We start from the raw sequence: 12,605 nt of genomic DNA, 5'->3' as shown, positions 1-12,605 counted from the left end.
CCAGGATCGGGAGGATGGGTGTGATGGGCTTCAAGCTGGATCTGCTGTTGCGCGGCGCGACCGTGCACACGATGGACACTGCTCGCCCCGCGGCGCGCAGCGTTGGAGTCTGGAACGGCCGAATTGTCGGCGTGGACGAGCAGGTCGACTCGCTTCCCGCGACGCGGGTGATCGACCTCGATGGCGCGACGCTGCTGCCCGGCTTCCACGACGCGCACTGTCACCCGACCTCCTACGGCGTTGCGGCCAAGCAGCTCGAGCTCAGCGACGCCCCGACGATCGATGTGGTGCTCGACCGGGTGGCCGCGTATGCTTCCAAGCTCTCGAAGGAGAGCTGGGTGATCGGCGTCGGCTACCTCGACCGGTCCGGTCTGGGCCGGCACCCCACGGCGGCTGAGCTGGACCGTGCGGCCGGCGGCCGGCCGGTGTGGCTGACGCACCGGTCCGGGCATATGTGCGCGGTCTCGTCTGCGGTGCTGCAGTTACTGCCGTCGCCCCTGCCGGAAGGCGCGGAAGAATACGTCCATCGCGACGCTTCGGGCGTCCCGACCGGCCTCCTTGAAGAGGCCGCGATGGAGCCGGTGAAGGTCGCTGTTGGCCCAGGTTCGGTGGCGCAGATCGTCGACGCGATCGAGGTGGCGACGCGGCAATACGCCAGCGAAGGCGTGACCAGCCTCACCGACGCCGGCATCGGCTGCCCCGGTGTCGACCATAGCCCGCAGGAGATTGGTGCCTGGCAACTTGCCGCGCGCACCGGGCGTACGCACACCCGCGCCAATCTGATGGTCTACAACGAGCTCTTTCACGATGTTCTCCACCATCCCGACGATCCAGGATCATTCGGGCTCGACCTGGGATTGCACACCGGGATGGGCAGCGATCGTGTCCGAATCTCGGCGATGAAGGTCTGGCTCGACGGGGCCGGTTCGGCCGGCAAGCACGCCACCAATCACGACGACACCGCGCTGGTCGACGACCCGGCCCGGTTGCGCCGCCACATCATCGAAGCCCATCGTTCGGGCTGGCAGGTCGCCGTCCACGCCATGGGCGACCACGCGGCCGACCTCTTCCTCGATGCAATTGAGGCGGCCGGTCCGGAGGCCGAGGTGCGTTCCAGGCGGCACCGCATCGAGCATGGGGGCCTGCTCCGGCCCGACCAGCTCGCACGGATCAAGCGTCTTGGCGTCGTGGTCGTGATCCAGCCGGTGTTCATTTCGGAGTTTGGCGATGCGCTCGCACATCACTTCGGCGCGAACCACGTTCCCTGGTCGATCCGCGCCCGCAGCTTGCTCGACGCCGGCATAGCCGTGGCCGCGAGTTCCGACCGCCCCGTGGCCCCCGGTGCGCCTCTGGTCGGCATCCAGGCTCTGCTCGAGCGCCGCACCGCGTCTGGCGCCGCCTACGGGGCCGACGAGATTATTACAGCGGCGGAGGCGTTGCGCCTTTATACCCAGGCTGCAGCCTATGCGGCCGGCGTCGAGCAAGAGGTCGGTACCATCGCGTCTCGCCAGCTCGCCGACCTGGTTGTGCTAGACGCCGATCCGTGTGTTGTCGCCAGCTCCGCCATCTCTGACATCGGCGTGCGGGCGACTGTGGTGGGGGGCGAAGCATCACACGACCCCGACGGGCTTTTCGGCTGACGGAAACTGCTGGGTTGCCCGCGTCGACGATGATGCGGCGCTTCGGTAGCTCGAAGAGGGGCCGCCGGCCCAAATATCTGTCCCATAGCCGATCTCTCCAACAAGGATCGGCCAAGCTGATTCCATCACACACAACGAGACACCTAGCGGACAGGCGGCTGAGCAGCCTTTTGGGCCACCAGACTCAGGCGTTTTTATCGATCTGTCCTATGCACTTCGCTTTAGTCGCGAACCGGTGCGGAAACCGATCGCCTGAATGCGCTCCTCAGGGAAGGACGTGCGATGCGTCCAGGCCCGTGACGCCATCCAAGGCGAGGGCAACGCCGCCGAGATAGGACTTCGATGCGGAGATCTTGGAGAAGGTGATCCGCGTTTGTGCGAACATCGAAGGATGCGCAAGTCGGCGAGCCTCCTGCTCCGTGGCCGGACGAAGATATGCTTCGGCGCGAGCGAGGTCGCCACCGAGCATCACCAGAGGAGGGTTGAAAATATTGATAAAGTTGGCGATGCCGGCGCCAAGCATCAACGCCGCGCGATTCAGGACGTCGAGCACGACGAGATTGCCGCCCGCGGCCTGCTTCAGGACATCTCCAAACTCCGAAACGCCCTCGATCCCAAGATGCTGGACCTCGGAGGTCATCGCATATCCCGCGACGTAGGCGGACAAGCAACCGTAGGACCCGCATGAGCACGGCCGCCCCTGTGGCACCACTTTAACGTGCCCCAGTTCGCCGGCCAGGCCAGTCGCTCCACCATACATCTCGCCCCCCAGGAAAAGGGCGCCGCCGACACCGGAGCCTGAAAACAGGTAGATGAAATCATCCTCGTCAACGCAATCGCCAAACATGTGCTCGGCCATCGCGGCCGCCTTCACGTCGTTGCCGATGAACAGCGGGTAATGCACCTTGGAGCTGAGCAGGTCGAAGACTGGAACGTCGTGCCAGCCAACGATGGGCGCATGAACGAGCAGGCCCTCATCCGTCACCAGGCCAGGCAGAGAGACACCCACCCCGAGGATCTCTCCTGGTCTGTCGCAGGCCGCGCGCACCTTGGCGATGCCCCTAGCGATCAGAGTGTCGAGCTTGCCAACGCCACCATCGAACCGCTGCTGCTGGGTGACGAGCGGTTGTCCATCCAGCGCGGAAATCACGAACGAAAGCGCTGTCCTCTCGACCTGGACGCCAATCAGCAGGCCCTTATCGGGAGAGATCGACAACCCTTCGGCCGGGCGACCCCGTTTCGAGCCAGGACCATTGGACGATCTGCGGATCAGACCCAACTCGTCGAAGCGGTTGACGATGGAGGACACCGTAGACTTGTCGAAGCCCGTCCTGGCAATGATGTCCCGCTGGGAGATCTGCGGTTCAATCCGGATCCGGTGGAAAATCTCGTTCGCGTGAAATCGGCGGATATAGGATTTATGCATCGATCAAATAGCTCTCTTCAGAATCTGTACCGCCATTCTAGATAGTTGACGTGAAGCATTCTGCGTCGCAGGTCGCGATACAGGCCAACGCGGACAATTGACAAGAATAGCAGTACGACATCATATTCTTCATTCAAGAATAAAGAGGTCAACCGACTTGCACACGCTTCTGTGGATTGGCGCCGCCGTTGAGAACGCCAGGCTCGATCGTGAGCCGGGAAGGTTCGCTGTCCCGCTTGCATCAGCGCCGGGCCAGCCCGTGGATGCGAAGACAGTTCGTGGCGCTGGCGAAAGGATCGAGAGCTCCGTCGGCCGTCTTGGCGGGAAAGATGGTCCGCGCTTCGGGAATGGTGGCAATTCCGGGAGCTTGCCCGACTAGACAGTCGGATTTTCCACCTCGACACGTTGAAGGGACTTCATTCTGGCGGCGCTTTCGCGCGCAAAGCGGGCATAGTCTAAGGGTTGATCGTGCTCGGCAACCATCAGCCAGGCTCCGGCACGGATACATTGGTTCCAGAGCATATCCCACGGGACAACGCCCGCACCGATGGTCGTCTGCCCCAACTCTTCCGGGATGCCTTGGCCAGGTGCCGGGACGTCCTTGACATGGATAGCCGGTATTCGCCCTGCGTAGCGGTCGAGCCAGGTGGATGGGTCTGATCCCGCGGAAACGGTCCACCCGATGTCGATCTCCCACTGCAGGTCGTCACCGAGCAAATGCTCGATGGGATATGTTCCATCCGGCAATGCCGTCACTTCCGCGCCGTGATTGTGCCAGGCAAAGCTCAGCCCCTCGCCGGCCAAACGCTTTGCGGCGACCGCCATCTCCCTGCCGATGGCACGCCATCCGGCGGCGTCTGTAGGAATGAGCGGATTCGGAAGCCAGGGCATGATTACCAGCTCGGTCCCGATCGTGCGCATTGTCCTTACTGTCTCGTCAAAGCTCGCTTCGCGCAGCATGTCGTAGTGGATGTGCGAGGACTTGGCGGTCAGCCCCACCTCGTCGAGCTGCCGGCGCAGCTCCGCCGGATCGCCATACTGCGCATGATGGGGCTGCACGTCCGTGTATCCCGCGCTTTTGAGGACATCGAGCTGCCGGCGCAGCGAAGGATCGTCGCGCGAGGACCAGAGCTGAAACGAAAGCGTGGACGGCATCGAGATTCTCACGTGGAGCGCAGGATATGATCGGCGTTGCGGAACGCCATCGCCATGATGGTCAGCACTGGGTTGAAGCCGCCATTGGTCGGATGCAGCGATGCGTCGCAGACGAAGAGGTTTTCGTGTCCCCAGACGCGACCATACGAGTCGGTGACCGAGGTCCGGGGATCGAGGCCCATGCGGCATGTTCCGGCCTGATGCTGGCCGGCCGACATGTGAAGCCGCGGCTCCGCGCCCCACACGGCGCGGGCGCCCGAGGCCTCGATCCATTCCTTGGCTTTGCCGAGGATGAAGCGCGCCGTCCTGACGGTTTCGGGGTGGGTGGTTCCGTGCAGGTGCGCCACGGGCATGCCGCATCGATCGGTGAGCGCGGCCAGGGTCACCCGGCAATCCGGGTTCGGTATTTCATGGACGGGCCCTTTGACCTGCAGAACCCGCTTGTAGTTGTCGCGCATGAAGCGGTGAGCTTCGGCTCCCCAGCGGGGAAGAGCCGGGGGCAAAGCGTTTTCCCAGAACATGATCGGCGGCATGACGAAGTCGTCGGCCAGCATGGCGCCGCCAATGACGCCGGGATTGCCGTGGTTGTAGTCACAGGTCGCGATCGTCACACCCGGTCCGCGCGAGCTGTGAACCTCGTCATCGAACAGCCCGAACGCTGTTGGGTAGGTGTGTCCCTGCAGATGCCGGCCCACCTGATCGTGATCATTGCCAAGGCCGTTCGGGTAGAAATCGGACCGCGACGCCAGCAGGAGCCGCGCCGTTTCAATCGCGCCGGCGCTGACGACGACGAGACGGGCCCGCACCGAGGTCGCCACCATGCTGCCATCGGCCTGCGGCTGAACGAGCCGTACCCCGGACACCTGACCCGTGTCGTCATGCTCGATCGAGGTCACCATGGCCTCGGTGATCAGATGGCATCGCCCGGTCGCGAGCGCCCTGGGGATCGCGGTGGCGTAAGTGCCGTTCTTGGCATTGGAGGGGCATTGGAAGCCGACACAGCTGCCGCATTCGATGCAGGCGCCGCGGCCGTCGCGCGGAACGCTATTGACGAGCAGCGGCGGATGGAAGGTATCGAGCCCCAGCCGTCGCGCGCCTTCGGCCAGCCGGTCGCCGGCAAGCCGACGCGGCAGCGGCGGCATTGGATAGCCGCGGCTCCGATGCCCTTCGTGAGGATTGCCTGCCTCGCCGCTGACACCGATGTCGTTTTCTGCCCTGTCATACCAGGGCTCAAGATCGGCGTATCCGATCGGCCAATCGGCGAGCGAGGACCCGTCGGGCACGCCATAGCGGCTGGCCATTCGAAAGTCGTCGGGATGAAAGCGCCAGGCGAGCCCACCGAAAACCGTCGTGCCGGAGCCGACGCCGCCGGCACTGTGATGATAGGCCCATTCATACGGACGGGCGACAACCGCCCGGCCCTCGGGGTCGATCCCGATACGGGGATTGCCTTCGAGGGCCGGATCCGTGTTCATTCCGTATCGGGCGTATCGCTGGTTGCGCAGATGGTCGCGATACCCACCCTCGGCGTAGCCCCGCTCGTGTCCGCGCTCGACCAGCAGAACCGTTCGGCCTGCCTGCGCCAGGCTGTGGGCGACGATGCCACCCGCGGCGCCGGCTCCAACGACGATGGCGTCGAAGTCCAGCTGGTCGGCGTCGAGCCGCCGTATGGGGAGAGGGCGAGACGGCGGCGGTCCGTCAGGGCCTTCGGGCAGCCCATGCTCATAGCCGATCACGTCCCAGGATGCCGCATTCCGGTTGCCGCCATTGCCCGGGTTCGCATAGACGCCCTCTGCGACGAGGCGAGCGAGGCTCGTAAACCAGGGCTCGCGTGCGTGCGCCTCGAGCTGGGCTTCGGTCGCGACAGCGTGCGTCCCCTCCCCGACGATCTTTTGCAGCCCCGCCACGATCTCGGCCGCTTCGGGGGCGTCGCCCGCCAGCAAGCGATCGAGGACGTATCCCCCAACCCCCAGCTCATGCGCGGTGAGTCCAAGTTCCGTCGAAGCCATTCTGTCAATGAGACGATCCAACAGGGTGGCGATCGCCGGTGAAATCATCCTGCTCATTTGCCGGCTCCGCCCAGCAGGCCACGCACGAACGATTTTTGAAAGATCAGGTAGGCGGCCATGACCGGCACCACGGACACCAAGGTGGCAGCCATCAGGGGACCGTACTGAACCTGGACGCCACTGACGAAGCCGGCGATCGCCACCGTGGCCGGCTGCGCCTCATCGCCGTTCGTCAGGGTGATGCCGAACAGCAGATCGTTCCAGATGTAGCGGCTTTGAATGATCGCCAGCGCCGACAGACCAGAGGTCGAGGCAGGCAGCAGCAGACGCCAGAAATAGCCGAATGGGCCGCATCCCTCGATCAGCGCCGCCTCGTACATCGAGCGCGGAACCGACGCGAAGAAGTTGCGCATGAAGAACGTGCAGAACGGCACGGAATAGGCCGTGTGGGTGAGCCACATGCCGGGAATGGTATCGTAGAGGCCAATGGTGCGAATGAAGATGAACAGCGGGATCTGCACGATCTGAAACGGTACCAGCATACCCGTCAGCAGAAAGAAATAGATCCAGCGGCTCGAGCCGCCCCGCATATAGGCGAGCGGATAGCCGCCGATCGCGCCGAGGACGACCGAGAAGATTACCGCCGGTATCGTGATCGCCAGCGAGTTGAGGAAGCTACGCCCCATCTGGTTCGCCGCCACCACGAAATTGTCGAGGTAGAGCTGAGTCGGGAACGACAGAACCTGCGTAATCTCGCGCGGCGACTTGAACGCCGTCAGCGTTGCGACGACCAGAGGCGCGAGGAAGATCACTGCGACCACTATGGCGATGAAATAGGCCGAGACGCGGCCGGCCGAAACGCGCGTCGCCATCACTCCGCCTCGCTGGCCTGCACGCGCAGGGACATATAGTAGAGGTATGGCATGATTACCGCGCCGGCGAGGATCAGAAGGTAGACCGAGATCGCGCTTGCCCGGCCCATGTCGAAGCGGCCAAAGGCAACGTCGTACATCTGGGTGGCAAGCACCTCGGAGGCGTAGGCGGGGCCGCCATTGGTCGTTGCCCACACGACATCGAACAGGCGCATCGCATCCACGGCCGATATTCCCAGCACGACGATGGTCGAGGGCCACAGCAGCGGGAAGCTCACCTTCCAGAAGATCTGCCAGGGCGTGGCTCCCTCGATCCGCGCCGCCTCGATGCATTCGACCGGAATGTTGCGCAGTCCGGCAAAGAAAACGAGGAACGAGAAGCCCGTCATCCACCACATGACGGCGCCCATCAGGGCGAAATTGACGACATGCGGATCGCCGAGCCAGTTCTGCGCCAGACTGCCGAGGCCAACGACGTTGAGCACCGTGGTCAGCAGGCCGCTCGTCGGTTCGTAGACCCAGCGCCAGATAGCGGCGACCGCGACGGCGGGGATGGTAAACGGCAGGAAATAAACGATGCGAAACACACGCTCGCCGCGCAGGCCGCGATCAAGAATCGCGGCAAGCAGCAAACCAAGTCCGGTGGGACCGAGCAGCAGGAAGATCAGCCAGGTGACGTTGTTCAGAACCGCATGAAAGAACCGCGGCTCGTGCAGCAGCTCGACATAGTTCGCCATGCCGATGAATTTCATGGATTTCGAAATGCCGTCCCAGTCCTGCAGGGACAGGTAGAACGTCGAAATGATGGGATAGATGAAAAAGGTGACGAACAGCAGGACGGGCAGCACCAGAAACAGCAAATGCACGGCGCGCTGCGAGAAATAGAACCGGCGGCGTGCAGGAGCGACGGATGTCATGTGTGTCTCTGCTTCAAAACGTGTAGTCGGGCGCCCGGCGAGGCCGGGCGCCAGATAATCACCAACTGGTATAGGCGTTGTCGGCCATCGCCTTCTGGCGAGCGGCTTCCAGGGTGCTGATGACGTCGTGCTCCGTTGCATCGGACGGATCGATGGCAAACTTCTCGATCTGGTTGCCGAGCTCGGTGCCGACATCAGTGGGCAGGAGGAAGAAGAGATTGGGGAGCACGGCATTCGCCTTGCTCGCAGTGGCGAGTTGCGTCGCGAACTTGGCAAAATCGACGTCGTAGACCGAGGGGTCGACCTCGGTGCTCGGCGAGATCGAACCCTTGTTCGTCGCGAAGGCCTCCTGTGCTTTCGCCGACGCCACGGTGGTCACGAATTCCTCACCGGCCTTGATCATCTCGGGTGTCCCCTCCGGCACGGCGAAAAGGTCCATCTGGAAGATCGCCTTGTCGCCGGTTCCGGGCGCAGGGAAGGTGTCATAGCCGGTATCGGGCTTGAATCCGGCCTGCTTCATGTAGCCGGCCACCCACACGCCCATACCGTACATGCCCACCTTGCCGTTGATCAGGTCGTCCGCGGTCTGCGTCCAGCTCTTGCCGCTCCAGTTCTTGGCGTAGCACTTGACCTCAGTATCTCGATAGAGCTCGAGCGCCTTGCGGAACTCCGGCGAGTCGAAGGCGAGCTCGCCGCGTGCAATCTTGTAGTAGCCGTCGGTGCCGACAGTCGAAATCAGTGGCGCATAGAAATTGTAGAGGCTCCAGAACGGACCGCCGGCATCGCCCAGGGGCTCGATGCCGGCCGTGCGCAGAGCGTCGCAGGTCTTCACGAAACCGTCCCAGTCGGTCGGCGGCGTCAGCCCGAGTTTCGCAAAGATCGCCTTGTTGTAGAAGATGTTGTTGATCTCGGCGAGATCGAAGGGAAGTCCGTAGGGTACGCCATTGATCTTGGCGACGCGCTGGATGCCTTCAGGGAAGATCTTGTCCCCATCGATCTTTGCCCAGACGTCGGTCAGCGGATGCAGGCGGCCACCATCCACAAAGGTCTTCAGTTCCGACGCCATCGACGTCTGGTAAGCCGCCGGCGGCTTGTTGCCGATGAAGGCGGTCTGAAGCTGCCGACGCATCTCCACGACATTGCCCGGAATGACCTTGCTCACGAACTTGGTGTCCGGGTTGGCGGCATTCGCCTGATCGATAAGCGCCGTCATCCCGGCCAGCTCGGAGCCGGCAGCATAGTAATTCCACACTTCGGCAGTGGTGCTCTGGGCATAGGCGCCGCCGACACCGGCAAGCATGGCGACCCCGAGAGCGATCGAACCGACTTTCCACATAGGATTTCCTCTCCTCACGAACGGACTCCCCCGTCGTTTTCGCCCAGAGCCGGGCGGCGGATCGAGGCAATAGTCCGGTTACGAGAAAAATTCATCGCCGGAATTTGCGATGTTGTCAACGCAGTGCCGCGTTCGGCCGATCCATGCTTGCGCGCCAGAACATCGGTTTACTAGATAATATGCTGAAATATCACGACTATTCTGACGATGATGATCCGCTGACTGGTTGACCGTGAGAAAACCCTGGTCGGTACAATGGTCGTTTGTCCCTCTTGCGACAGGCTTCTTTTTCTGTAATCAAGATAAATAGAAGGCCGCAGCATGCTCCGGAGTCCGGGCTTGCATGCCCAAAGGACGGAGTTTCATATGCGGATCGGAATTGTTGGGCTCTCGATCGAGATCATGTTGGCATCGCCACTGCCCACTGCCGCTCGCGACATTCAGCACTACACGCCTCGGCAGATGCGCGACGACGACCTGTGGATGATCCGCGGCATGCTTGCACGCCTGGGCGAAGACAAGGATGTCGAGGCCGTTCCGCTGTACTGGGCGACGGCGCTTCCCGGCGGCCCGATGACGGCCCAGTCTTATGCGGACGTGAAGGAAAGGACGCTCAGGCTGCTCGACGAGAAGGGACCTTTTGACGGCGTACTGGTCGCCAATCACGGCGCGCTCGAGGTCGATGGGCTCGATGTCGATGCAGACAGCGACTTCATCACGGCCATCCGCAGGCAGATTGGTCCGGAAGTTCCGATTGGCGTCTCTCTGGACCTGCATGGCGACATGACGCCCGAGCTGTTGGAGGCCGGTACGGTGTTTTCCGTGCTGCGGACGGCGCCGCACCGCGACGACAAGCAGACCGGCTATCGCGCGGCAGACATGTTGCTGCGGGTGCTGCGTGGCAAGCTCGTGCCGAGTAAGGCAGCGGTTCGTATTCCCATGCTGATTCCCGGCGAAATCGCAGTGACCTCCAGAGGGCCTGCCAAGGACCTCTACGGCTCGCTGCCTGAGTATGATGCCAGGCCGGGCGTGCTGGAAGCCAACATCCTGGTCGGGTTCGCCTGGAACGATCGGCCGTGGACCGCCGCTACGGCGTTCGTGGTGACCGAGAACGATCCGAACCTCGCCCGCGCCGAAGCCATCCGCCTCGCCCGCAACATCTGGGATCGCCGCAGGGAGTTTAAGCTCGGCATGGAGACGGCTGAGGTGACGGAGGGCCTCAAACTGGCTGCGGCCGCCAAGGAGCATCCCGTCTACATTTCCGACTCGGGCGACAACACCACCGCCGGCGCTGCCGGCGACCTGACGCTGGTTCTACAGGCGGCGCTGGACGAGCCAGCGATCAAGGACCTGGTTGTCGCCGGCATCACCGCGCCGCAGACGGTGAAGGAACTGCTCGCGGCCGGCGTCGGCAACACCACAGAGATCGAGCTGGGCAGCGAGCACATCTCTCGTCCGAAGACCGCGCGAAAAGTCCTCGCGTTGGTCGAGGCCGGCGGCGAAGAGCTTCAGCTGAGCGGCTTTCAGCCCTACCGCTCGGTGGAAAGTGCGTGGGCACGGGTTCGGATCGGCAACGTCATCGCCACCTTCCATGCGCAGCCGATCGGCATCGTGACGCCCGAACATCTGTCATCCATGGGGATCGACCCCCGAGGCCACCAGGCCTATGTCGTCAAACTCGGATATTTGCATCCCAGGCTCGAAGACATTGCCGCAAGGCACATCCTGCTGCTCAGCGATGGCACATCGCAACTGGATATGCGTCGGTTGGCCTGGTCGGCGCTGCATCGTCCGACCTATCCAATCGATGCCGAATTCGACTGGTCGCCGGAAGGCGCCGTCTACGGCGACGCCAAATAGGGAGCAAGCCATGCGAGTTTCGTTGCGCAACGTTCAGCTGCCCGCATTCCCCGTGTCCGGCGATCAGCCGCGAGTGCCTGCAGCCGTGTTCGACCGTCGTGCCAGAGACGCTTATGCGCGCGGTAAATCCGATTGGATGGTCGTCTATGCCGACCGCGAGCATTTCGGCAACATGGCGTTTCTGACCGGCTTCGAGCCGCGCTTCGAGGAGGCCTTCCTCCTGCTTGGTCCGGGCGGACGCCGGGTTCTCATCACCGGCAATGAATCGGAGAGCTATGCCGCGCTGGCCGTGCTGCCGGGCCTGTCCGTGCTGCGGTCGCAGACTCTCAGTCTCATGGCGCAGGATCGTTCCGAGTTTCCTCGGCTCGTCGATCGCCTGCGTGACGCGGGCTTGAAGTCCGGCGATTCGGTGGCGTTGGTGGGCTGGAAATATCTTGAGGTCGAGGAAGATGCCGACCCCTCGACGGCCTATTTTGTTCCGGCCGCGTATGCGCGGATGCTGCAACAGGCCATCGGGGCACACGGCGAACTTCGCGATGCGACGCCCGTCCTCATGCATCCTGAGCACGGCTTGCGATCGATCCTCGACGTCGACCAGATCGCGGCGTTCGAATGGGCCGCGACGCGCTGCTCCAGCGCCTTGTGGCGCATCGTCAGTGGTGTCGCTGAAGGCGATACCGAGTTCGACGCGGTTGCCCGCATGCAATATGCCGGCGACCCGCTCAACGTACACACGATGTTTGCTTCGGCGGGAGCTGGCGAAGCGGTCATCGGGCTCCGCAGCCCGACGGGTCGCCGCCTGCGCCGTGGTGACGGTGTCACGACGGCTTTTGGGCTTTGGGGAGCACTTTCATCGCGCGCGGGGCTGCTCGATACCAGCAATGACGACTTTCTGGCACACGCGATAGCTTACTTTCGCGGTCTTCTCAGGTGGTACGAGACGGCCGACATCGGCGTGACTGGCGGCGATCTCTACGAGGCAGTTGCTGAGACTCTGGCCGAGGGCGGACTTCGCTCGGCACTCAATCCCGGTCATCTGACTGGGCACGAGGAGTGGCATCATAGCCCGGTGCGACCAGGATCCCGGGAGAGACTAGCCTCCGGTATGCCGTTTCAGATCGACGTCATCCCGACGCCCTTGCCGCTCGGGCAAGCCCTCAATTGCGAAGACCCGATCACATTCGCCAATGCAGAGCTGCGGCAGGAGCTGGCGGCGAAATATCCGGAAACCAGCGGCCGCATCGAGGCACGCCGATCCTTCATGCGCGATGTCCTGGGCGTCGAGGTCAAGGCCTCCATACTGCCCCTCTCTTCGACGCCGCTGTGCCTCCCTCCGTTCTGGCTGCGTCCCAACGATCTGCTGGTTCGCGACTAACGGTCGGCGTCTCCA

The 12,605-nt window shown here is 63.2% G+C and carries 9 protein-coding genes; 3 read left to right on the top strand and 6 right to left on the bottom strand.

The genetic code is table 11. From position 1 onward, the window contains the following. The first annotated feature begins 23 nt into the window (after positions 1 to 23). Entirely contained in the window at positions 24 to 1,640 is a 1,617-nt protein-coding gene (locus tag BGO82_RS17105; RefSeq protein ID WP_291306834.1) for an amidohydrolase, read from the top strand. Positions 1,641 to 1,905: 265 nt separating this feature from the next. Here the strand turns inward: BGO82_RS17105 and BGO82_RS17100 are convergent, their stop codons facing one another. From BGO82_RS17100 to BGO82_RS17075, 6 genes are all read right to left on the bottom strand, one after another. Beyond that, positions 1,906 to 3,066 (bottom strand): ROK family transcriptional regulator, encoded by a 1,161-nt coding sequence (locus BGO82_RS17100; RefSeq protein WP_291306833.1) that lies wholly within the window; start codon positions 3,064 to 3,066, stop codon positions 1,906 to 1,908. 375 nt (positions 3,067 to 3,441) lie between these two features. After that, a complete protein-coding gene (locus BGO82_RS17095) occupies positions 3,442 to 4,221 on the bottom strand; it encodes a sugar phosphate isomerase/epimerase (protein WP_291306832.1) in 780 nt (259 codons plus the stop codon). 8 nt (positions 4,222 to 4,229) lie between these two features. Further along, positions 4,230 to 6,287 (bottom strand): GMC family oxidoreductase, encoded by a 2,058-nt coding sequence (locus BGO82_RS17090; RefSeq protein ID WP_291306831.1) that lies wholly within the window; start codon positions 6,285 to 6,287, stop codon positions 4,230 to 4,232. Next, positions 6,284 to 7,102 (bottom strand): carbohydrate ABC transporter permease, encoded by an 819-nt coding sequence (locus BGO82_RS17085; RefSeq protein ID WP_291306830.1) that lies wholly within the window; start codon positions 7,100 to 7,102, stop codon positions 6,284 to 6,286. Before BGO82_RS17085 ends, BGO82_RS17090 begins: the two co-directional genes overlap by 4 nt. After that, positions 7,102 to 8,019 (bottom strand): sugar ABC transporter permease, encoded by a 918-nt coding sequence (locus BGO82_RS17080; protein ID WP_291306829.1) that lies wholly within the window; start codon positions 8,017 to 8,019, stop codon positions 7,102 to 7,104. Before BGO82_RS17080 ends, BGO82_RS17085 begins: the two co-directional genes overlap by 1 nt. 58 nt (positions 8,020 to 8,077) lie before the next feature. Further along, the gene (locus tag BGO82_RS17075; protein ID WP_291306828.1) at positions 8,078 to 9,355 is read right to left on the bottom strand and encodes an ABC transporter substrate-binding protein; all 1,278 of its coding nucleotides are present in this window, start codon (positions 9,353 to 9,355) and stop codon (positions 8,078 to 8,080) included. A gap of 366 nt (positions 9,356 to 9,721) precedes the next feature. Here BGO82_RS17075 and BGO82_RS17070 point away from each other — a divergent pair, with 366 nt between their 5' ends. Continuing rightward, on the top strand, positions 9,722 to 11,215 hold the full coding sequence (locus tag BGO82_RS17070; protein WP_291306827.1) for a M81 family metallopeptidase: 1,494 nt from the start codon (positions 9,722 to 9,724) through the stop codon (positions 11,213 to 11,215). 10 nt (positions 11,216 to 11,225) lie between these two features. Further along, positions 11,226 to 12,590 carry a Xaa-Pro aminopeptidase gene (locus BGO82_RS17065; RefSeq protein WP_291306826.1) on the top strand — a complete coding sequence of 455 codons (1,365 nt, stop codon included), beginning with the start codon at positions 11,226 to 11,228 and terminating at the stop codon, positions 12,588 to 12,590. The last annotated feature ends 15 nt before the right edge of the window (positions 12,591 to 12,605 follow it).

The sequence above is a fragment of the Devosia sp. 67-54 genome (assembly GCF_001899075.1).
GTDB lineage: Bacteria > Pseudomonadota > Alphaproteobacteria > Rhizobiales > Devosiaceae > Devosia_A.
Note: the sequence above shows the minus strand (reverse complement) of the source record. Positions and strands in the feature narration are given on the sequence as shown.